This window comes from Comamonas sp. SCN 65-56 (assembly GCF_001724135.1).
GTDB lineage: Bacteria > Pseudomonadota > Gammaproteobacteria > Burkholderiales > Burkholderiaceae_C > Comamonas_C.
Map to the genome: position 1 here is coordinate 12,237 of NZ_MEDS01000025.1, position 20,986 is coordinate 33,222.

At 64.1% G+C, this 20,986-nt stretch carries 18 protein-coding genes and 1 tRNA gene; 7 read left to right on the forward strand and 12 right to left on the reverse strand.

The features are described from left to right. Positions 1-2: 2 nt before the first annotated feature. Positions 3-656: a cytochrome c biogenesis heme-transporting ATPase CcmA gene (gene ccmA, locus ABS45_RS12920; RefSeq protein WP_291555995.1), complete on the forward strand. Its 654-nt coding sequence runs from the start codon at positions 3-5 to the stop codon at positions 654-656. A 32-nt stretch (positions 657-688) separates the two neighbouring features. Continuing rightward, positions 689-1,369, forward strand: coding sequence for a heme exporter protein CcmB (gene ccmB, locus ABS45_RS12925; protein ID WP_291557224.1), 681 nt, complete (start codon positions 689-691; stop codon positions 1,367-1,369). A gap of 17 nt (positions 1,370-1,386) precedes the next feature. On the opposite strand, the gene ABS45_RS12930 is transcribed toward ccmB, so the two are convergent. The 12 genes from ABS45_RS12930 to ABS45_RS12985 form a co-directional block, all read right to left on the reverse strand. Next, the gene (locus ABS45_RS12930; protein ID WP_291555997.1) at positions 1,387-2,886 is read right to left on the reverse strand and encodes a PLP-dependent aminotransferase family protein; all 1,500 of its coding nucleotides are present in this window, start codon (positions 2,884-2,886) and stop codon (positions 1,387-1,389) included. Between the two features lie 121 nt (positions 2,887-3,007). Continuing rightward, the gene (locus ABS45_RS12935) at positions 3,008-4,171 is read right to left on the reverse strand and encodes a D-alanyl-D-alanine carboxypeptidase family protein (RefSeq protein WP_291557227.1); all 1,164 of its coding nucleotides are present in this window, start codon (positions 4,169-4,171) and stop codon (positions 3,008-3,010) included. Positions 4,172-4,247: 76 nt separating this feature from the next. Beyond that, the gene (locus tag ABS45_RS12940) at positions 4,248-4,877 is read right to left on the reverse strand and encodes an alpha/beta family hydrolase (RefSeq protein ID WP_291555999.1); all 630 of its coding nucleotides are present in this window, start codon (positions 4,875-4,877) and stop codon (positions 4,248-4,250) included. Positions 4,878-4,936: 59 nt separating this feature from the next. Continuing rightward, on the reverse strand, positions 4,937-5,278 hold the full coding sequence (locus ABS45_RS12945) for an NAD(P)H-dependent oxidoreductase subunit E (protein ID WP_291556001.1): 342 nt from the start codon (positions 5,276-5,278) through the stop codon (positions 4,937-4,939). A 23-nt stretch (positions 5,279-5,301) separates the two neighbouring features. Then, the gene (locus ABS45_RS12950) at positions 5,302-5,730 is read right to left on the reverse strand and encodes a CopD family protein (protein ID WP_291556003.1); all 429 of its coding nucleotides are present in this window, start codon (positions 5,728-5,730) and stop codon (positions 5,302-5,304) included. A gap of 56 nt (positions 5,731-5,786) precedes the next feature. Beyond that, positions 5,787-5,863: transfer RNA gene (locus tag ABS45_RS12955), tRNA-Arg, on the reverse strand. A gap of 35 nt (positions 5,864-5,898) precedes the next feature. Beyond that, positions 5,899-8,220 carry a DUF1631 family protein gene (locus ABS45_RS12960; RefSeq protein WP_291556005.1) on the reverse strand — a complete coding sequence of 774 codons (2,322 nt, stop codon included), beginning with the start codon at positions 8,218-8,220 and terminating at the stop codon, positions 5,899-5,901. 58 nt (positions 8,221-8,278) lie between these two features. Further along, positions 8,279-9,232, reverse strand: coding sequence for a protein translocase subunit SecF (secF, locus tag ABS45_RS12965; RefSeq protein ID WP_291556007.1), 954 nt, complete (start codon positions 9,230-9,232; stop codon positions 8,279-8,281). Between the two features lie 20 nt (positions 9,233-9,252). Continuing rightward, on the reverse strand, positions 9,253-11,154 hold the full coding sequence (gene secD / locus ABS45_RS12970) for a protein translocase subunit SecD (protein ID WP_291556008.1): 1,902 nt from the start codon (positions 11,152-11,154) through the stop codon (positions 9,253-9,255). Positions 11,155-11,213: 59 nt separating this feature from the next. Further along, positions 11,214-11,549, reverse strand: a complete 336-nt coding sequence (gene yajC / locus ABS45_RS12975; protein WP_291556010.1) for a preprotein translocase subunit YajC — start codon at positions 11,547-11,549, stop codon at positions 11,214-11,216. Between the two features lie 164 nt (positions 11,550-11,713). Then, entirely contained in the window at positions 11,714-15,328 is a 3,615-nt protein-coding gene (locus ABS45_RS12980) for an indolepyruvate ferredoxin oxidoreductase family protein (RefSeq protein WP_291556012.1), read from the reverse strand. A 68-nt stretch (positions 15,329-15,396) separates the two neighbouring features. Further along, positions 15,397-16,173: a nucleotidyltransferase family protein gene (locus ABS45_RS12985; RefSeq protein WP_291556014.1), complete on the reverse strand. Its 777-nt coding sequence runs from the start codon at positions 16,171-16,173 to the stop codon at positions 15,397-15,399. 42 nt (positions 16,174-16,215) lie between these two features. On the opposite strand from ABS45_RS12985, the gene ABS45_RS12990 reads away from it, so the two are divergent. From ABS45_RS12990 to ABS45_RS13010, 5 genes are all read left to right on the forward strand, one after another. Continuing rightward, on the forward strand, positions 16,216-17,598 hold the full coding sequence (locus tag ABS45_RS12990) for an aminopeptidase P N-terminal domain-containing protein (RefSeq protein WP_291556016.1): 1,383 nt from the start codon (positions 16,216-16,218) through the stop codon (positions 17,596-17,598). 118 nt (positions 17,599-17,716) lie between these two features. After that, positions 17,717-18,073, forward strand: a complete 357-nt coding sequence (locus tag ABS45_RS12995) for a cupredoxin domain-containing protein (protein WP_291556018.1) — start codon at positions 17,717-17,719, stop codon at positions 18,071-18,073. Between the two features lie 58 nt (positions 18,074-18,131). Next, the gene (locus tag ABS45_RS13000; protein WP_291556020.1) at positions 18,132-18,977 is read left to right on the forward strand and encodes an FTR1 family protein; all 846 of its coding nucleotides are present in this window, start codon (positions 18,132-18,134) and stop codon (positions 18,975-18,977) included. Between the two features lie 54 nt (positions 18,978-19,031). After that, a complete protein-coding gene (locus ABS45_RS13005; protein WP_291556022.1) occupies positions 19,032-19,385 on the forward strand; it encodes a hypothetical protein in 354 nt (117 codons plus the stop codon). A gap of 320 nt (positions 19,386-19,705) precedes the next feature. Beyond that, entirely contained in the window at positions 19,706-20,926 is a 1,221-nt protein-coding gene (locus tag ABS45_RS13010; RefSeq protein WP_291556024.1) for a TolC family protein, read from the forward strand. The last annotated feature ends 60 nt before the right edge of the window (positions 20,927-20,986 follow it).

The window sequence follows — 20,986 nt, forward strand, 5'->3', positions numbered from 1 at the left end:
GCATGGATCGCGTTGCCACCGCAGCGTCACTGGCTGCGCCGCCGTTGCAGCTTGTCAACCTGCAGTGCATCCGGGCACGACGCGTCCTGTTTTCCGGGCTGACGCTGGATGTCCCCGCTGGTCACGTCCTGCGGGTGCAGGGCCCCAATGGCGCTGGCAAAACCAGTCTGTTGCGCATGATCTGTGGTCTGCTCTCCCCCCACGCGGGCGAAGTGCTATGGAAAGGTCGCAACATTGCCAGGCTGCGCGAAGAATACAGTCGTGAACTGACCTTTTTTGGACACCTGGCGGGCCTCAAGGCCGAGCTCTCGCCGCTGGAAAACCTGCTTGTTACGGCAGCGCTGAGCGACGTCGCATGTGATTCGGCAACCGCCTTGCAGGCATTGGCAGCGGCCGGCCTTGGCGGTCATGAACGCATGCCTGTACGAGCACTGTCGCAAGGCCAACGCCGCCGCGCAGCTCTGGCCCGACTGATGCTTTCGCCCACACCCTTGTGGGTGTTGGATGAACCATTCAATGCGCTGGACCAAGCTGCCACGCAGTGGCTGTTGGCTCTGATTGGTGCGCATGCAAATCGCGGAGGCATCATCGTTCTCACCAGCCATCAATCGGTGGCGCTCGAGCGCGGCACTTGCCAGATCACGCTTACGCTATGACGCAGACCAGCAGCAAGACCGAAACATTGGCGATGCGGCCAGGCCTGCTTGGCGGTATACGCCATCTATTTCTGCGCGACATTCGCATTGCCTTGCGTCGCCAGTCTGATTCCGCTGCAGCCATCGTGTTTTTTTTCATCGTCGTCAGCCTCTTCCCGCTGGGAGTGGGGGCCGAGCCGCAACTGCTGCGCGCCATGGCACCTGGCGTCATTTGGGTCGCCGCCTTGCTGGCTGCGATGCTGTCCTTGCCACGGATGTTCAGCGACGATCTGCAGGATGGAACGCTCGAGCAACTTCTGCTGGCGGCATCTCCGCTACCGCTGCTCGTCGGGGCAAAAATGGCGGCGCACTGGCTCAGTTCGGGCCTGCTGCTAACACTGCTGTCTCCCTTGCTGGCGCTGCAATTCGACCTTCCGTCCGATGCCACAAACGTCCTTCTGGTCTCCCTGCTGCTGGGTACCCCAACGCTGAGTCTGATCGGCGCCATCATGTCGGCGCTGACGCTGGGCGCACGCGGCAGCGGCGTCCTGCTGGCCTTGCTGGTCCTTCCGCTGTATATCCCGGTACTGGTGTTCGGAGCCGCATCCGTGCATGCGAGTGCCTCCGGTTTGGGCGTTTCGGCACATTTTTCATTGCTGGGCGCGATCTTTGTGCTGGCCCTGTTTCTCAGTCCATGGGCCGCCGCCTGGGCTCTGCGAATCTCGGTGGAGTGATGTGGTTTGCTTGCCTTTCAGGCTATCGCTGCAGACGCACAGCCTGATTCGGCAGACAACTGTCGCAATCGAAGCAGCGCTTCGCTGATTTCGGTTTCCGTCAAGGCCGCGTAACCCAGCAGAATGACGCGCTGCAAGGTGTCATCGTGATCTGCCGACCCCAACGTCAAAGCGTTGCCCGAATCAATGCCGTAGATACCCACACCACAAGCGTGTGCTTGCATTTCCATCGCGTGCGCGCGCAATCCGCCCTGGGGCAAATAGGCAACCACATGCATGCCCCCACTGCGGCCATCGACTTGCCACTGCGGCAAAAAATGCGCCAATGCGGTGCACAGATGGTTGCGTCGCGCAGCATACGCGTGTCGCATGCGGCGAAGATGTTCCGCATACCCCCCTTCCGCAATGAAGGCGGCAAGCGCTGCCTGTTCCAACCACGGCTGGCAGTTGTTGAGCAGCGCCTTCGCATGGCAGACAGGCGCAACCATATCCGCAGGCAAAACCATGTAGCCAATGCGCAGCCCGGCGCCCAGACTCTTGGAAAACGTGCCGAGATAAATGACCTGATCGTTGCGATCCAGGCTTTTGAGTGCCGGCAGCGGGGCGCCATCGTAGAAAAAATCGCTGTCGTAATCGTCTTCAACCACCGTTGCTCCGGTATCACTGGCCCACGCCAGCAGCGCCTGGCGCCTTGGCAACGACAGCGTGCTGCCCAACGGATACTGGTGCGAAGGCGTCGTGTACACGACCGCCGCCTCGCCCGGCAACTTCGCCGGATCCAGGCCATGCTGATCAACCGGCACCGGCAGCAGGCGCGCACCATGATTGATGAAGACATTGGCCGCGCCTCGGTAGCACGGGTTCTCCACTGCCACACAAGCATCAGATTCCAGAAGCACGCACGCCAGCAGGTTCAAGCCTTCCTGAATGCCATTGGTAATCACGATCCGCTCAGCCGTCGTAGCAATACCTCGCGTTGCTCCCACATGCAGCGCAATCGCTTCGCGCAGCGTCAGCAAACCTTGCGGATCACCATACTCGCAGAGACCGTGCGCATCTTCACGCAGCATGCGCTGCAGCAGTGACTGCCACGATCGCATGGGAAACAGTCGTGCGTCGGGTCGTCCCACCCAGAAATCAAAGTCCAAGGCAGACGCATGCAGCCGCGTTACCCGGTGCGAATCCTCTCGCTGCCGCAAGCTGCGGCGCTGCGCACCCAGAGAGCAATAGTGTCCATGCGCAAGTGGCAAGACTGCAGGTCCTTCCCGCACGACACCTTCGGTCACAAAGGTGCCAAGGGGCTCGCGCGTCTCGATCAGCCCCTCCGCCACAAGGCGTGCATACGCCGCCACCACCGTGTTGCGCGAGACTTTCAAGTCTGCCGCAAGCTCACGACTGGCAGGCATCCGGGCACCTGCAGCCAGCCGGCCATCAAGGATGAGATCTCGAATCTGGCCCGCGATCGCTTCCTGGAGCCGGGTGGTCCCGACATCATCCAGTCGTATCGGCAGTTGCATTGCGCTGCGCCTCCTCTGCGTGGCGAATGTCCGTGCAACGCGTGCGTTGCACACTGTTTCACTGCAGTATCGCCAAACATCGGGGACGAAGCAAGCCGTTATCAGTCGGTAGAAACCATCATCACTTGATCCAGAGACGAATGGCATCCCAGGCGCGCCCCAGCAACCCGGCCTGGTCCACACTCTCCAACGCCATCAACGGCAGTTCGGCAAGCTTTTCTTCGCCCAGCGTTACCTGGAGCAAACCTACTTCCTGACCCTTGACGTAAGGCGCGAGCAGCGGATCCGGCCGGACGACCTGAGTGGAAAGCTTGTCCGCCTTGCCTGCAGGCACGCTCACCACGATAGGTCGGTTGCGACCGATCTTCAGCGTGTCCTGCGTGCCCTTCCACAGGCGCGGAGCAGCGACAGGTTGACCGGCATCAAACAGCTTCACGTCCTCGAACGCGGTATAGCCCCAGTTGAGCAGCTTCTGCGTCTCGTTCGCCCTGATGTTGTCGCTGGCCGCGCCAAGTACGACGGCGATCATCTGCCTTGCGCCAACCTGTGCCACATCACGCTTGGCAGTTGCCACAAGGCAGTAGCCTGCTGCCGCCGTATGCCCGGTCTTCAAACCATCGACGGTCGGATCGCGAAACAGCAGCACATTGCGATTGTTGGCGTTGGATTTGGGTGTGCCCTCATAGCGGTATTGCTTGATGGCGAAATAGTGCATGTACTCGGGGAAATCCTGCATCAACCGCTGCGAAAGCGTCGCCAGATCACGCGCCGTCGTGTGATGCCCGGGCTCGGTCAGGCCTTCGGGATTCTTGAAAGACGTGCCATTGAGCCCCAGCGCCTTGGCCTGTTCATTCATCAGTCGTACAAAATTTTCGGCTGTCCCGCCCACACCTTCCGCCAAAGCCATCGACGCATCGTTGCCTGATTGCACGATCATGCCCTTGAGCAGGTCATCCACCGGAACCTGCATCTTGGGATCGATGAACATGCGCGATCCAGGCATCTTCCAGGCCAATTCACTCACCGGCAGACGCTGCTCCAGCGTCAGCTTCTTGCTGCGCAGCGCATCAAAAACCAGGTAACTGGTCATGATCTTGGTCAGAGAGGCCGGCTCTATCGGGGCATCAACGTCCTTGGAGGCCAGCACCTGGCCCGACGTCAAATCCATCAGCAGGTAATTGCGAGCTGCAATCTCCGGCGGCTGGGGCGCCTGCGCGAAAGCCAGCCAAGGCACGAGCACGAACAGACCAACGAGGCGATGCAGAAAAGAGAAAAGCGATTTCATGAGAACCAGCGCCCGCCGCGGAGGCCGGACGCGCATAGAGATAAAGAAGGGCCGTTCGCCCACTGAGACCCAGCGACTATGCCGTCGCTTGCAGATGGCGTGCCACCAAGCCCTTGAGCAGGGGCAATTGTCCATGAAAGAAATGCCCGCCACCGGGTACAACCGTTACAGGCAGTAGCTGGGGCCGCGCCCAATCCATCACGGCGGCCAGTGGCACGACGTCGTCACTTTCGCCATGCACGACCAAGGTACGCGCACGCGCGGGCTGAGGCACCTCTGCCACACCAAAACGCCCCGCGGCTGTGCCTGCCAGCACCACATGCGTCACCTCGCGCACCCCCCAGACCTGGCTCAGGACGTGGCTGGTGACGAATGCACCAAAAGAAAAACCCGCCAGCGCCAGCGGTGCGTCCGCTGCCGCCTGGGCAACGACTGCCAGCATGTCCTGCACCTCGCCTCTCCCTTCATCCCAGGTGCCGGCAGACCCTCCTATGCCACGGAAATTGAACCGTACGGCAGCGAACCCGGAGGCGACAAATGCGCGCGCCATGGTCTGGACCACCTTGTTGTCCATCGTCCCGCCGTACAAAGGATGGGGGTGGGCAATGACGGCGACCCCGCGCAGCGGTCTGCCCGCATCAGGCAGATCGCGAATGGCTTCGATGGTGCCCGCAGGTCCCGTCAGGGCAAGACGTTCAAGGCGCATGGTTTTACTATGAAAATTGATGGCTTCACGCGCACCCCACTTGCGTTGCGCATTGAAACCTATCGCCCAATTTCGGGTGACAGCAGCAAGCGTTCAACAATGCGGCCACGCCCCAGATGTTCCTGCACGATCTCGTCGATATCCGTCAGATCGACAAAGGTGTACCAGATCCCTTCGGGGTACACCACCGCCACGGGCGCACCAGCGCAGCGATTCATGCAGCCTGCCTTGTTCACACGCACCTTGCCGACACCGGCCAGCCCCGATTCTTTCACCTTGCGCTTGCAGTAGTCGTAGGCCTCTTTCGCGCCATGTTGCGCACAACAGTAGTCACCATTGTCGCGCTCATTCAAGCAAAAAAAGATGTGGTGCTGGTAATAGGAAGCGGGCGAATCGGTCATGGCGCCCAATTGTAGAAGGCGACTCAAAAAGGCTTGACCACCACCAGCAAAACGGCCGCAAGCAGCATGAGTACCGGCGCCTCATTGAACCAACGGTACCAGCGGTGCCCGTGGCGGTTGCGACCTTGCCTGAAACGGCGCAGCAGGCCTGCGCAACTGGCGTGATACACAAGCACGAGAAGCACCACGAACAGTTTGGCATGCAGCCAGCCATTGCCCGGGCCATAACCTATGCCAAACCCCAGCCACAACCACAGACCGAGCACCACGGCCGGCACGGCGAGCATGGTGGTGAATCGCATCAGCTTGTCCCCCATGAGCAACAAGCGCTCGCGCTCGGCTTCGGAAGCTGGCTCCACCATGGCCAGGTTCACGAAGATGCGCGGCAGGTAAAACAGGCCGGCGAACCAGCTTACGACAAAGACGATATGGAAGGACTTCACCCACAGCATCACAACGTACCGATTCTCGATGCGCGGCCCGCCGGGGCGCGCGCATCGACTGTCATTGGCCTGCCCGGAGGGACTCGAACCCCCTACCTATTGCTTAGAAGGCAATTGCTCTATCCGGATGAGCTACGGGCAGAAGAGGCGCGCATCATAGTCGTTGCACGCCGCGGATCAGTGCAGGAGCCGCTCCGGATTCGCATTGAGCTTGGTCAGCACATTGCGCGTGGCGCGCACCGTGATGCCCTCAACATCTTCCATCGCCAGAAGCCGTGCCTGCAGGTAGGCCGCCAGGCGCCGCACCTGAAACAGGTAATTCTGACCATTGGGCGCAACAAACAGATGCAACTGCTTGCGTTCGCTGTGCCATACATACTGCACACGGGCGGCGCCCCGGTTGTGGTCCAGGGTAAACCAGGTACCCAGCGGCAATTCGTGTGCGCGCTTGAGCGCTTCGGTCTGCACCGGTGCGCCCGTATCCGCAATCACCTCGATGGTCGAGGCATCGATGCCCAGCAGCATCTCGATGTTCTCGGCACTCAGCGGAATATCGCCCATGCTTTCATCGCTGATGAATTCTTCGAGGTTCGCCAGCCGCTCAGCCATCTCATCGATGCGAGCCTGTGAAATCATCGCAGTCTTGGACACAAAGGCATCGGCCAGCGTGTCGGTGATTACCTTGACCTCGGCATCCTGCCGCTCGCCATCGATGCCGATCAGCACCAGGCCTCGGCGCAAGCGCTCCAGAATGGCTGGCAGCGCCTTGATGACCTGCGTTCGCTCAGTGCGGTTGGGCTTGGCACCTGACGCCCATACCAGGTCGGCAGCGATGCGCTTGTAGGCCACCGTTTCCTTGTCTTGTTGACCAAACTTCACGGCCGACATCGCGAGCACTTCGGCCCATGTCTTGAACAGGAAATCGCGGATCTCATCGCGCACCGGCATATCGCGCAGCATGGTGCGCAGTTCAATCGTGAATTGAACGGTCAGCGTCTCCTTCTGCTCCATCTGCTGGGCCACGCCCACGATTTCGGATGCGGTTTTTTGCGTCTGCGCCAGCGAGCTGGCCAGAAACTTCTCGAATTCGTCCAAAACGATCTGGAAGACCTTGCTGCCAGTTTCGGGGTACTGCTCCACCACCTGCACAACGCGGCGAATCTCTTTTTCCAGCGCGCTGTCGCTGATAGCGTTGGCATCGAACCCCAGCACGCAGGACCCCATGCGGTCGATCAGTCTGCGTGCAGGATGGTCTGCATTGTTGAAAAATGCCGGTTCTCCCAGTGCCACCCTGAGCACCGGCACCTGCAGCCGCGCAAACCAGACGCGCACCGATGGGGGAATGCGATCCTCGTCCAGGATGCTCTGGAACATCAGTGCAACGATCTCGATGATCGCCTTCTCGCTCGCCGACTCCGCTTTTTCCTTGAGCTCCACGGCGCGCTGGCGCACTTCGGTGGCAGCGTGCGCGACGGCTTGCGGCGCATAGCCGACAACCATGGGCGGCATGCCGCTGCCGTAAAACGCATTGGCCTGCACCTGCAGCGACGAGAGCGCCTGCGTCAAGGCCATCGTCGCCGGGGGGGCTTGCACCGGGCTGAACCCGGTGGAGCTCTGTACCAGCAGATGCTGCAGCTGAAACATCACCTCCTGGGCGCGCTGGCGTGCCTCTTCCAGCGGGCCCACGCCATAGGGCACACCTCCCGCTGCCACCATGCCCGGTGGGGTCGCCATGCCATAAGACGCAGGGGACAGTCCGCCAGGAACGGGCAACGCTCCGGCTCCCGAAGTCGGCCCAGCCGCAGCGAAGCTCCCAGGGGCACGGGCCGCCGCCCCCGCGGCTCGCACCGCATGGGTACGCAAAGCAGCCACATCGGGCACGCCTTGCTCGTCATACAGATCGGCCACACTCTCATAAGCGGGAACCACGATCTGCACGACCGCTTCCTGCAGGGAATCAAACACCAGATCCAGTTCGTCACGCGACAAGCCGGATGCCAGCCACTGGTCCACCACCGCCAGGCAAGCCACCTCCGGGCGCAACACATCGGTGCTCGCAAGCTCGCTGCCCTGCAAGTGCTTGGTTCGCTGGCGTATGGCTTCCAGCAGATGCTCCGCGCTCGCTGCCACGGCACGCGCCAGACGGGCACCCACGAGGCGGTTTTCAACCACGTCTTCGCTGACCAGTTCCAACTCACCCAGCGCATCGCTGGCCGAATTCCTCGATGGCTCGGACCCGCTCAACGGCGCTGCGGCCGAATCGCGCCATGCCTGACCGACGCTGTCGAGCCATTGTTGGTGCAACGTGCGGAAATGCAGCCAAGTATCCCGGCGCTTTTGCATCACCTGGTGCGTTGCGACATCGCGAATCTGCGAATCGAGTGCGCCAGACAGCGACTTGCCCAGCGCTGGCAGACCGTCGCACAGGCTGCTCACAAAGCGCTCGCGCGCCTGAACAGCGAGCCGGGTAGCGCGATAGGAGGTCGGGGGTTGTGCCATCGGATCGCTATGTTAGCGCGTGCCCGTCTGCCGGCGATTGCACAATGGCAAAAGATGGTCAGACCACGGCGCCGGCGTTCGGATCGTTGGGATCACTGCCCTTGTGCGTATGCACCTTGGCCAAGTCTTCACGCTTGACGCCGAGCCACATCGCGATGGCCGCGGCGACGAAGACGGAGGAATAAATGCCGAACAGGATGCCTATGGTCAAAGCCAGTGCAAAGTAATGCAGGCTTTGCCCGCCAAAGAAGAACATCGACAGCACCATCGCCTCGGTCGAGGCGTGGGTGATGACCGTGCGGCTCATGGTCGACGTGATGCCGTGGTCAATCACTTCATGCGGCGTGAGCTTGCGGAATTTTCGGAACGCCTCGCGGATCCGGTCGAAGATGACCACCGATTCGTTGACCGAATAGCCGAGCACGGCCAACACCCCGGCCAGCACCGAGAGCGAAAACTCCCATTGGAAGAAGGCGAAGAATCCCAGAATGATGACCACATCATGTAGGTTGGCGATGATGCCCGCGACGCCGAACTTCCACTCGAACCGGATGGACAAGTAGATGACGATGCCCAGCACCACCATGCCGAGCGCCATCAGCCCTCCGTGCACCAGTTCATCCCCCACCTGCGGGCCGACGAATTCGGTGCGCCGCAGCGTGACGCCCGGATCGTGCGCGCGCAGTGCCTGCATCACGCTTTCACTTTGCTGGGCCGATGTGACGCCTTTTTGCACCGGCAAGCGGATCATCACGTCGCGCGACGTGCCGAAGTTTTGCACGATCACGTCCTGGTAGCCGAGCGAGGAGACCGCGTCGCGCACCTTGCCGATGTCCGCAGTCTGCGCGTAGGCCACCTCCATCACCGTGCCGCCGGTGAATTCCACCGACAGGTGCAAGCCCCGCGTGAGCAGGAAAAATACGGCCAGTGCAAACGTCACAAAGGAAATCACGTTGAAAACCAACGCGTATTTCATGAACGGGATGTCTTTGCGTATGCGGAAGAATTCCATGGTTCATCGCTCCCGTTGCATCAATTGTTGTAGCCACGGCCGGCCACCGAGCGCAGCTCGGAGCCATCGTCGGGCTTCCAGATCTGGCCGATCGCAATGCTCTTGAGCTTCTTCTTGCGGCCATACCAGAGGTTGACCAGGCCACGCGAGAAGAACACCGCCGAGAACATGCTGGTCAGAATACCGATGCAGTGCACTACGGCAAACCCCCGCACCGGGCCGGAGCCGAAGGCCAGCAGCGCCAGGCCCGCGATCAGCGTCGTGACGTTGGAGTCCAGAATCGTCGCCCAGGCGTTTTCGTAGCCGGCGTGGATCGCCGTCTGTGGCGACACGCCCGCGCGCAGCTCCTCGCGGATGCGCTCGTTGATCAGCACATTGGAATCAATCGCCACGCCCAGGGCGAGCGCCATGGCCGCGATACCCGGCAGCGTCAGCGTGGCCTGCAGCATCGACAGGATGGCAATGAGCAGCAGCACGTTCACCGACAACGCGATGGTGGAGAACACGCCAAACAACAGGTAGTACACGCACATGAAAACGGCGATCACCGCCATGCCCCAGACCACGGAATGGATGCCGCGCTGGATGTTGTCCGCGCCCAGGCTCGGGCCTATCGTGTATTCCTCGATGATCTCCATCGGCGCAGCCAGCGACCCGGCGCGCAGCAGCAGCGCGGTGTCTGTCGCCTCGGTGGTCGTCATGCGGCCGGAAATCTGCACCCGCCCGCCACCGATCTCGGTACGGATGACGGGCGCCGTGACCACCTCGCCCTTGCCTTTCTCGAACAGCACGATGGCCATGCGCTTGCCCACGTTGTCGCGCGTCACATCCTTGAAAATGCGCGAGCCCTTGGCATCGAGCGTGAGGTTGACCGTCGGCTCCTGCGTCTGGCTGTCAAAGCCCGGCTGGGCATCGGTCAGGTTTTCGCCAGTCAAAATGACCTGCTTCTTGACGATGACGGGTTGCTGGTTGCGATCAAGGTATTTCTCGTCGCCGAACGGTACCGGGGCGCTGCCGGTTTCCGCCGCGCGGCCCTCGCTGGTCTCGTCGACCATGCGGATTTCCAGGGTCGCCGTGCGCCCGAGAATGTCCTTGGCCTTGGCGGTGTCCTGCACGCCAGGCAGCTGTACCACGATGCGGTCCAGCCCCTGCTGCTGGATCACCGGCTCGGCCACGCCCAGTTCGTTGATGCGATTGTGCAGCGTGACGATGTTCTGCTTGAGCGCCTGCTCCTGCACCTTGCGCAGTGATTCGGGCTTGATCGTGGCCGTCAGCAGCTGACCTTCACCATCGGGGCTGCTCGCGACCTGCAGATCCTGAAACTGGTCAGCGATCAGGTTGCTCGCCGCCTTCACCGCCGCCTCGTCACGCAACCGGATGCGGATCGTCTGCCCTTCGCGCGTGATGCCGCCGTGGCGGATGTTCTTCTCGCGCAGCGCGGTGCGCAAATCGCCGGCGTACGACTCTGCCTTCTTGGTCAGCGCCGCCTGCATGTCCACCTGCAGCATGAAGTGCACGCCGCCGCGCAAATCCAGCCCCAGGTACATCGGACGGGCGTTGATGGCGGTGAGCCAGTCCGGCGAGCGCGACACCAGGTTCAGCGCGACGATGTAGGGCGGATCGGACGGATCGGGGATCAGCGCCTTCTCGATCACATCCTTGGCCTTGAGCTGATCGTCCGGGGTATCGAAGCGCGCCCGCACCGATGTGCCTTCCAGCACCACCGAATCGGACGTGAGTCCGGCGCTCTTGATGATCTGCTGCACTTTTTCGAGCACCACGGAATCGACCTTGATCGTCGCCTTGGCGGAAGACACCTGCACGGCGGGCGCTTCGCCGAAAAAATTGGGCAGCGTATACAGCGCCGCAACGAACAACGCGATCACGAGGATCACGTATTTCCAGGCCGGGTAACGATTCATTGGATGCTCTCACGGCGCGCCACAGCACGCCACCGCGCGCCCCACCGGGGCGCGACTGCTTACTTGACGGTGCCCTTCGGCAGCACCTGCGAGACGGCGCCGCGCTGGACCTGCACCTCCACACCGTTGGCTATTTCAAGGTGTACCGTCCCTTCCGACAGCTTGGTCACCTTGCCCAGAACACCGCCGGAGGTAGCCACCTCGTCGCCCTTGGCGAGCGCGTCGATCATGGCGCGGTGCTCTTTCTGGCGTTTCATCTGCGGCCGGATCATGATGAAGTACAGCACCACGAACATCAGCACCAGCGGCAACATGCCCCCGAGAGAGGACATCAGATCGCCGCCGCCAGCGGCAGCGGCGGGGGCGGTCTGGGCGTAAGCGGAAGAAATCAGCACGGGGGAAACTCCAATAGCGGGAAATGTCATGCGCGCCTGCCTGGGAAAACCGTGCAGGCGCTGGTGAACCTGTAATTGTATGCGTCGACCTGCTCCGGATTGCGACCCGCGCCATGCGCTGACGGCACCACCCCGAAAAAACAGACGAAAAGCGGTCTTTGCAATTACACAGCAACCGCTATGCGCTCCTGTTTTTGATGATTCTGCCCCTGCCGCCATTGCGCCATCAGCCCGTCCCAGCGTGTGCCAGCGCTCTGCAGATGGTGCGCCTTGACGTGGCCGTAACCACGGATGTCCTCGGGGATGCGGGCAATCTGCAGCGCCAAGGCACAGCGCTCTGGCGTCAACCCTGCCAGCAGTTCCTCGATACTGGAGCGGTAGCGTTCGATCAGCGCGCGCTCCATGCGCCGCTCCGCCGTGCGGCCAAACGGATCCAGCCAGGTTCCGCGCAGCCGCTTGAGCCGCGCGAGCCAGCCAAAGGCACTGCGCACCCAGGGCCCATAGGCACTCTTGACCAGTTCGCCGCTGGCGTTCTTCTTGGACCACAACGGCGGCGCAAGGTGGTGCACGATGCGATAGTCGCCCTCGAAACCGTCCGCAATCGTGCGCATGAAAGCAGCGTCCGTGTGCAGGCGCGCCACTTCGTATTCGTCCTTGTAGGCCATCAGCTTGAACAGATTGCGCGCCACAGTCTCTGTCAGTGGTGTGCCCTGACCCAGTGGCTCTTCCACCAGCCGCACCTTCTCCACAAAGCTGCGGTAGCGGGCAGCGTAATGCGCATCCTGGTAATCGGTGAGGAAATCCGCGCGGCGCTGCACCAACTCGGCCAGCGTGGGCTGGCTGGCGGCCGCCATCGCCTTGCGCGCGGCAAACAGCGCCTCAACCGCCGCGAGATCGTGCGCGCAATGACGGCCCCATTCAAAGGCCGCCAGGTTGGCGTCCACCTGCACGCCGTTGAGCTGCATCGCGCGGCGCAGCGCCACGCGCGAGAGCGGCACCCAGCCTTTTTGCCAGGCGTAGCCCAGCATCAGCGGATTGGTGTAGATGCTGTCGCCCAGCAACTGCGCAGCGGCGCGCTCCGCATCCAGCATGAAAAGCTGCTCACGGCCCACGGCAGTGCCGATCGCGGCCTCGCAGCTCCCGAGCGGAAACTGCCAGTCGGGGTTGTGGACAAACGCGGCGGCCGGCAGGCGATGCACATTCAGCGCCACATGGGTGCGGCCCGGCTGCATGACGGCCAGCGTGGTCTTGTTGGCACTCACGATGGGCTCGCAGCCGATCACCAGATCGGCCTGTGCGGTATCGACGCGCGTGGTGTGAATCGCCTCCGGCCCCTCGGCAATCTGCACGTGGCTCCAGGTGGCCCCGCCTTTTTGCGCCAGACCCGCCGCATCCTGCGTGACCACACCCTTGCCCTCCAGGTGCGCGGCCATGCCCAGCAGTTGCCCGATGGTGATGACGCCGGTGCCGCCCACACCGGCGACCACGATGCCCCAGGGGGCCGCGCATTCGGGCAGAGAGGGCTCGGGCAGCTCGGGCATGGCGGCCAGATCGCCCTTCTGCTCGCGCCGCGGCTTTTTGCGCTGGCCGCCCTCGATGGTGACGAAGCTGGGGCAAAAGCCCTTGACGCAGGAAAAGTCCTTGTTGCAGGTGTTCTGGTTGATTTGGCGCTTGCGCCCGAACTCAGTCTCCACTGGCTCGACCGAGAGGCAGTTCGATTGCACCGAGCAATCACCACAACCCTCGCACACCAGCTCGTTGATGACCACGGTCTTGGCGGGCGTTGCAAGCGTTCCACGCTTTCTGCGTCGGCGCTTTTCCGTGGCGCAGGTCTGGTCATAGATCAGCGCGGTGCAGCCTTTGATCTCGCGCAGCTCGCGCTGGAGGCGATCGAGCTCGTCACGGTGTAACACCTCGACACCCGGCGGCAGATCGTTGAGCAGCTCGGGATGCCCGGCGCGCGCACTGCTGGCGGCATGGGTGCGGCCGGCGTATTTCTCTGGCTCGTCGGTCACCACCACGGTCTTGACCACACCTTCGGCACGCAGGCTGTGCGCGATCTGCGCGACCGAATGGCCCTCGGGGCGCTCGCCCACAGGCTGGCCGCCGGTCATGGCGACCGCGTCGTTGTAGAGAATCTTGTAAGTGATGTTCACGCCCGCGGTCACGCTCTGGCGGATGGCCAGCAGCCCGCTGTGAAAGTAGGTGCCATCGCCCAGATTGGCGAACACATGGGTGTCCTGCGTGAATGGCGCCTGCCCGACCCAGCTCACGCCCTCGCCGCCCATCTGCGTGAAGGTGGAGGTGGAGCGGTCCATCCACACCGTCATGTAGTGGCAGCCTATGCCCGCCACGGCACGCGAGCCCTCCGGCACGCGGGTGCTGGTGTTGTGCGGACAGCCGCTGCAGAACCACGGCGTGCGCTCGCCCGTATCTACGGTCTGGCTGGCAAGCGCCTGCTCGCGTGCAGCGATCTGCGCCAGGCGCTGATCCATGCGTGTGGCCACCTCGGTGGGCACGCCCAGCGCCTTCAGGCGCTGCGCAATGGCTTTGGCGATGAGCGCCGGTGACAGGTCGGCCTTGGGTCGCAGCAACCAGTGCGCGCCCGGGTTGGGCGAGCCCCATTCACCGCCCTCCTCATCGAACTTGCCCAGCACGCGCGGGCGCACATCATCGCGCCAGTTGTAGAGCTCTTCCTTGAGCTGGTATTCGATCATCTGGCGCTTTTCCTCGACCACCAGGATCTCCTGCAGGCCGCGAGCAAAGTCGCGCGTGATCGTAGCCTCGAGCGGCCAGACCACGCCCACCTTGTGCACGCGGATGCCGAGCTGGCGGCAGGTGGCGTCATCGAGCCCAAGATCGATGAGCGCCTGGCGCATGTCGTTGTAGGCCTTGCCGCTGGCGATCAGGCCGAAGCGGTCGTGCGGACCATCGATCACGTTGTGGTTCAGCCGGTTGGCACGGATATAGGCCAGCGCCGCATACCACTTGTGGTCCATCAGCCGCGCCTCCTGCACCAGCGGTGGATCGGGCCAGCGGATGTGCAAACCGCCTTCGGGCATGGCAAAGTCCTCGGGCAGCACGATGCGCACCCGGCCCGGGTCGATCGAGACGCTGCTGCTGGATTCGACCACTTCCTGGATGGTCTTCATCCCCGCCCACAACCCGGCAAAGCGGCTCATGGCGAAAGCGTGCAGGCCAAGGTCGAGAATCTCCTGCACGCTCGCCGGAAAAAACACCGGCGTACCGCAGGCTTTGAAGATGTGGTCGCTCTGGTGCGCGGCCGTGGAGCTCTTGCTGACGTGGTCATCTCCCGCCAGCGCAATCACCCCGCCGTGGCGTGCGGTACCGGCCATGTTGGCGTGCTTGAACACGTCGCCGCTCCTGTCCACCCCCGGCCCTTTGCCGTACCAGATACCGAAGACGCCGTCGTACTTCCTGCTCTGCGGATAAATATCAAGCTGCTGAGTGCCCCAGACGGCGGTAGCCGCGAGCTCTTCATTCACACCGGGCTGGAAAACGATGTGGTGCTGCGCCAGGTGCTTCTTCGCCGACCACAGCGCCTGGTCATAACCGCCCAACGGCGAGCCGCGGTAGCCGCTGATGAAGCCTGCCGTGTTGAGCCCAGCCGTGCCATCACGCTCGCGCTGCAGCATCGGCAGACGCACCAGGGCCTGGGTACCGCTCATGAACGCGCGCCCGCGCGCCAGCGTGTATTTGTCGTCCAGGGTGACCGTCTCCAGTGCCTGGCGCACCGCTTCGGGTAAGGGAGCATTCATCGCCGTATCTCCTTGCTGCTGGTGTGCCCAGTGTAGGGGGTTGTGGCACTTTGCATGCCCACCGTGTCTCAAGCGCCGGGCGCCTGGGCGTTGAGCGCGGCCAATCGCTCGGGCGTGCCCACATCCACCCAAAGACCGGAATACAGCTCGGCGCTCACCCGCCCGGCATCCATGGCGCGCCTGAGGACGGGTGCCAGCGGCGCCTGCACGCCGTTCGGATTGCCCACCGGGATGTCGCACCACGGCGGCGCAAAGAGCTCGGCGCGCAGCAGCGCGATGGTGCTGTAGGTGTAACGCGGCCGCGGATCGCCGTCTGGAAGGTTCAGCGCATGACCATCGTCCGAAAGGCCGAAATCCCCCTTGGGATGCTGCGGCGGATTCGGCACCAGCCACAGGTGAGCCAATACCTCACCCGCGGCAAAACGCCGCGCCGCGCCGGCATCAAACGCAAAATCGGGGGCAAACACATCGCCCGCCGCCAGCCAGAAGATCGGCCCCAGCAGCGGCAGCGCGCGCGCGATTCCCCCGGCAGTCTCCAGCGCAACGCCGAAGTCTTCGCCTTCGTTGGAGTATGAAATCGAGAGCGTATTGCGCTTGTCCAGCATGGGCTGAAGGCAGTATTGATGCCCATAGTACTGGCGGATGGCGCTGCCGAGCCAAGCGGTATTGACGAGCACATTCGCCACGCCCGCGCGCGCAAGCGCCTGCAAGTGCCAGGTCAGCAGCGGCTGGCCATGCACCTGCAACAAAGGCTTGGGGCAGGCATCGGTCAGCGGTCGCATGCGCTCGCCGCGTCCTGCGGCCAGCAGCATGGCTCGGGGACATCCAGGAAGAGGAGTGACCATGGCGGGCAAGTGTAGGCGGGCTGCGCGCAGTACGATCACGCGATGAGCACACTTTATGCACAGCGCCGGGCCCACCTGGCCTCCCAGTTGGGTGAAGGCGGCATCGCGCTGATTCCCACGGCCCCGGCGGCGATGCGCAACCGCGACAGCGACTTCCCGTACCGGCACGACAGCTACTTTTACTACCTGACCGGCTTTTCCGAACCTGGCGCCTTCCTGGTAGTGACGGCCGACGGCGCATCCACCCTGCTGTGCCAGCCCAAGGACATGGAGCGCGAGATCTGGGACGGCTACCGGCTGGGCCCCGAGGCGGCGCCGCAGGCCTTGGGCGTGCAGGCGGCACATTCGATCGCCGAGCTCGACCAACGGCTGCCGCAACTGCTGGAAAACCGCAGCGAGGTGTGGTTTCCCTTTGCCACGCACACTGGTCTTGCGGCACGCGTCGAAGGCTGGCTGACCCAGGTGCGCACCCGATCGCGTGCCGGCGCACTGTGCCCGCAGATGCAACGCGACCTGTGCGAGCTGCTCGACGAAATGCGCCTCGTCAAGGACGCCCAGGAACAGGACACCATTCGCCGCGCCGGCGCCATCAGCGCACGCGGGCATATCCGCGCGATGCAGCGCAGCGCCCGCATGCTGCGCGCCGGTGAAGATGTGCGCGAATACCACCTGGACGCCGAGTTGCTGCACGCCTTCCGCGACGGCGGCTCGCAGTTTCCGGCCTACACCAGCATCGTCGCCGCGGGGGCGAACGCCTGCGTGTTGCACTACCGCGCGGGCGACACCCCGGTACGCGCGGGCGATCTGGTGCTGATCGATGCCGCCTGCGAACTCGACGGCTACGCCAGCGACATCACCCGCACCTTCCCCGCCAGCGGGCGCTTCACCGGGCCACAGCGCGCGCTGTATGAATTGGTGCTGCAAAGCCAGGTGGCAGCGATTGCCGCTACCCGCGCCGGTGCGCGCTTTGACGACCCGCACGACGCCGCCGTAGCGGTGCTGGCGCAGGGCATGCTCGATCTGAAACTGCTCGACGCGAACAAAGTGGGCAGCGTGCAGGACGTGATCGAAAAGCGCGCCTACTTCCCCTTCTACATGCACCGCACCAGCCACTGGATGGGCATGGACGTGCACGATTGCGGCAGTTATGTGGAGCCCTCCGAGGCCAACCAGACCAGCCAGCAGGTGGACCCCATTACCGGCCAGACGGTGACGCGTCGGCCCAGCCGCATCCTGCAGCCGGGCATGGTGCTGACGATTGAGCCCGGCATCTATATGCGCCCGGGCGAAGGTGTGCCCGAGCCGTTTCACCACATCGGCATCCGCATCGAAGACGATGCCATCGTCACCGCAGACGGCTGCGAGCTCGTGACGCGCGGCGTGCCGGTAGAGCCGGACGCCATCGAGGCGCTGATGCGCGACTGATCCGGCGCTTCGGCTCTCTTGAGCCTTGAGCAAATTTTGGCGGTAATGCGAATCTTTCGCATTACACTTGTGGTCTTTCGACCACCCGCGGGCCCAGGCCCGAGAAGGAGCCAGGTTCATGCGCCACCGTTTCGCTCATGTGTTGTTGTCTGTTGGCGTGGCAGGGGGCTTGCTGGGCATCGCACTGCCTTGCGCACAAGCGGCGGACGACATGCCGGTGGCGCGCATCGAATTCAACGACGGCGCGGTGAACACCCGCTTGGTGGAACTGCCGGCCGGCAAGCGCTTTCGCCTGGAGATGGTGAACAACGGCAAGACGCCGGCCGAGTTTGAATCGCGCTCGCTCGGCGTGGAAATCGTGATCCCGCCAGGCGCCACGCGCACCAAGACCATCCCGCCCAAGCTGGCCGGCAAGTACCCCTTCTTCGACGACTTCCACATGGAAAATTCGCAAGGTCACATCGTGATGAAGTGAGCCCCTGCCCGCACCACAGCGCATAGCATTCATCTACCCGTCAACCGCCAACCCCTCCATGGAACAAGTCATCTTCGTGATGTGGCGCGAGAGCGTCGAAGCCCTGCTCGTCGTCGGCATCCTGCACAGCTGGCTGTCGCGCACGCCCGGTGCTGAATCGGGGCGCCGTTGGCTTTGGGGTGGCGTAGTGGCCGGCCTGGTGCTTGCCGGCCTGCTGGGCGCGGGCATCTACAGCGCGCAGGAATTGCTAGCCAACTGGCAGGACCAGTTTCAGACGCTCATGGTGCTGGTGGCGGCCGCGCTCATCGCGCAAATGGTGCTGTGGATGCGCGCCCATGGCCGCACGCTCAAGCGCGAGCTGGAACAAGGCCTCACGCGCAACCTGGAGCATCAGAACTGGTGGGGCGTGGCCGTGCTGGCGGCGCTGGCCATCGCACGCGAAGGCAGCGAAGCCGTGGTCTTTCTCTACGGCACGCTGGCGGCGGCACCGGCCAGCGACCTGCCGCTGATGGGCATCGCTGCCCTGGGCGGGTTGCTGGCCGCCGTGGCAACCTTCTGGCTGCTGCAGCTGGGCAGCAAGGTCATGACCTGGCCGCGGTTCTTCCGCATCACCGAAATCCTGCTGTTGCTTTTGGCCGCGTCGCTGGTCGTCACCGGCGTGGAGAAGATGCAGGCGCTCGAATGGCTGCCACCGCTGGTGGATGGCATCTGGGATACCTCCTGGCTGCTGCCCGACATGGGACGCGTGGGCGGCCTGGTCGCGGGGCTGACGGGTTATCGCGCGCAACCCTCCTTGATGACGGTGCTGGCCTTCGTCGGCTACTGGCTGCTGATGGCCTGGTTGCTGAGCCGCACCAAAGCCGGGACGCCGCAAGCCCAGCGCGCCCGCATGGGACGGGCCTGACCCCTTGGCAACCGGGGCTGAACGCGCCACCCGCCGATAGAATCCGCACCGTCCATGCGCCGCTTTCTGTTCATCCTCCTGATGCTCGCCATGCCGCTGCAGTCCGTCTGGGCTGCGGCCGCAGGCTATTGCAGCCACGAGGCGGCACCGGCCAGCGCGCATTTCGGGCACCACGCGCACCAGCACGAAACCGATGCGGACAACGGCAAGGCCGGCACCAACCAGACCCCTCCCGCGCTGGACATGGATTGCCAGAGCTGCCACGGCCAAACCAACGCCCTGAAGCAGACCAGCAGCACCACCGCCTTGTGGACGCAGGCGTTGCAGCGCGCACCTGCGCTGCGTTTTGTACTTCCCACCCCCAGCCCTCAGCGGCCCGAACGCCCCAACTGGCGCCCCGTTGCCTGAACGGCAAGGCGGGGCAGGGCAGCCCTTTCCCTCTTGATCGCTCCAGTGGCCTAGTACGGCAACCTGGAAGTAGAGGAACACAATGAAAGCGATGGATTCGCGCCCAGGGCAAGGCGCAAACCGCAGCGATAGCCGTAGCTATCGCGAGGATTTGCAACGCCGCCATGGGGGCGAAGGCGCGCTTTCATGTTTCGATATTTCCGGGTTGCTGTACGAGGGCCGCATGGTGCATTGCGTCTTGCCGGTATTGACCTTTGCCATGGGAGCAATATCGGATGCCATCGAATCCCCCGAGGAATCACCCCCGACCGCGGCCACGCATGTGGCTCGCGGCCAGTGCCCTGGCGCTGGCGGCCAACACCGCCGCAGCCCAGCCCGGCACGCCATTGCAGGCCCTGTTTGAGCAGGCCTGGCAGCTGCAGCCAGAAGCGCGGGCGCTGCCGCTGCGCCGCCAGGCCGCCCAGGCCCAGCGCAGCAGCGCCGACGCCTGGACGCCCGAACCTGCCGCCCTGGAGCTCGAGAGCAAGACCGACCGCGTCGGCAGCCGCCAGGGCGAGCGCGAATACACCGTGGGCCTGGCCCTGCCGCTGTGGCTGCCCGGCGAGCGCGCGCGCCGCGCGGCGCTGGGCGATGCCGAGTTGCAGGCCGTGCACAGCGCCGCCCAGGCGGCGCAACTGCAGCTGGCCGGACGCGTGCGCGATGCCTGGTGGCAATGGCAGCGCGCCTGCGGCGAGCTGACGCTGGCGCAGGATCAGGAGGGCAGCGCCAAGGCCCTGGAGGCCGATGTGGCGCGGCGCCTGGCCGCGGGCGACATGGCGCGCTCCGACCACTACCAGGCCCAGGCCGGCGTGGCCCAGGCCCAGGCCGCCGTGGCCCAGGCCCGGGGCGGCTGCACCGCGGCGCGCACGGCTCTGACCGCCCTGGGTGGCGGGCCGCAGCTGCCGGTGGCCGGCGACAGCCTGGGCATGGAGAGCACGCCGGCCCTGGGCCAGGCCCCGGGCGTGCCGCCCGAGCACCCGACCCTGGCCGAGGGCGAGCGCCAGGCCGCCCTGGCCCGGCGCCAGGCCGAGCTGATTGCCGTACAGACGCGCGCCAACCCGGAGCTGACGCTGTCGGCCGCCAGCGCGCGCGGCCAGGCGGGCGAGAGCTACCAGCAGTCCGTGACCCTGGGCGTGCGCCTGCCGCTGGGCGCGGGCGTGCGTGCCCAGGCGCGTGAGGCCGCGGCCCTGGCCCAGGCGCTGGAGGCCGACACGCGCGTGCAGCGCGAGCGCGAGCGCCTGGCCGCCGACATCCAGTCCGCCCAGGCCCAGGCCGGCGCCGCCGCCGCCCAGGAGCAGGCCATGGCGCGCAACGCCGAGCTGGCCCGCGCCACGCGCGGCTTCGTCGCCAAGGCCTTTTCTTTGGGCGAGGCCGACTGGCCCACGCGCCTACGCGTGGAGCAGGACGCCCAGCTGGCCGAACGCCAGTGGCAGCGCGCCCGCGTGGACGCCGCCGCCGCCACCTCCACCCTGCGCCAGGCGCTGGGCCTGCTGCCTGAGTAATCTTTAAGCAAAAAAGGCCTGCAGCGCCCTTCCATAAAGCGCAAACAGCTATTAAATATA

Excerpts from the sequence above, each read along its gene's own strand:
- ccmA (WP_291555995.1), top strand. The coding sequence starts at position 3 with ATGGATCGCGTTGCCACCGCAGCGTCACTGGCTGCGCCGCCGTTGCAG.
- ccmB (WP_291557224.1), top strand. The coding sequence starts at position 689 with ATGCGGCCAGGCCTGCTTGGCGGTATACGCCATCTATTTCTGCGCGAC.
- ABS45_RS12930 (WP_291555997.1), bottom strand. The coding sequence starts at position 2,886 with ATGCAACTGCCGATACGACTGGATGATGTCGGGACCACCCGGCTCCAG.
- ABS45_RS12935 (WP_291557227.1), bottom strand. The coding sequence starts at position 4,171 with ATGAAATCGCTTTTCTCTTTTCTGCATCGCCTCGTTGGTCTGTTCGTG.
- ABS45_RS12940 (WP_291555999.1), bottom strand. The coding sequence starts at position 4,877 with ATGCGCCTTGAACGTCTTGCCCTGACGGGACCTGCGGGCACCATCGAA.
- ABS45_RS12945 (WP_291556001.1), bottom strand. The coding sequence starts at position 5,278 with ATGACCGATTCGCCCGCTTCCTATTACCAGCACCACATCTTTTTTTGC.
- ABS45_RS12950 (WP_291556003.1), bottom strand. The coding sequence starts at position 5,730 with ATGCTGTGGGTGAAGTCCTTCCATATCGTCTTTGTCGTAAGCTGGTTC.
- ABS45_RS12960 (WP_291556005.1), bottom strand. The coding sequence starts at position 8,220 with ATGGCACAACCCCCGACCTCCTATCGCGCTACCCGGCTCGCTGTTCAG.
- secF (WP_291556007.1), bottom strand. The coding sequence starts at position 9,232 with ATGGAATTCTTCCGCATACGCAAAGACATCCCGTTCATGAAATACGCG.
- secD (WP_291556008.1), bottom strand. The coding sequence starts at position 11,154 with ATGAATCGTTACCCGGCCTGGAAATACGTGATCCTCGTGATCGCGTTG.
- ABS45_RS12980 (WP_291556012.1), bottom strand. The coding sequence starts at position 15,328 with ATGAATGCTCCCTTACCCGAAGCGGTGCGCCAGGCACTGGAGACGGTC.
- ABS45_RS12985 (WP_291556014.1), bottom strand. The coding sequence starts at position 16,173 with ATGGTCACTCCTCTTCCTGGATGTCCCCGAGCCATGCTGCTGGCCGCA.
- ABS45_RS12990 (WP_291556016.1), top strand. The coding sequence starts at position 16,216 with ATGAGCACACTTTATGCACAGCGCCGGGCCCACCTGGCCTCCCAGTTG.
- ABS45_RS12995 (WP_291556018.1), top strand. The coding sequence starts at position 17,717 with ATGCGCCACCGTTTCGCTCATGTGTTGTTGTCTGTTGGCGTGGCAGGG.
- ABS45_RS13000 (WP_291556020.1), top strand. The coding sequence starts at position 18,132 with ATGGAACAAGTCATCTTCGTGATGTGGCGCGAGAGCGTCGAAGCCCTG.
- ABS45_RS13005 (WP_291556022.1), top strand. The coding sequence starts at position 19,032 with ATGCGCCGCTTTCTGTTCATCCTCCTGATGCTCGCCATGCCGCTGCAG.
- ABS45_RS13010 (WP_291556024.1), top strand. The coding sequence starts at position 19,706 with ATGTGGCTCGCGGCCAGTGCCCTGGCGCTGGCGGCCAACACCGCCGCA.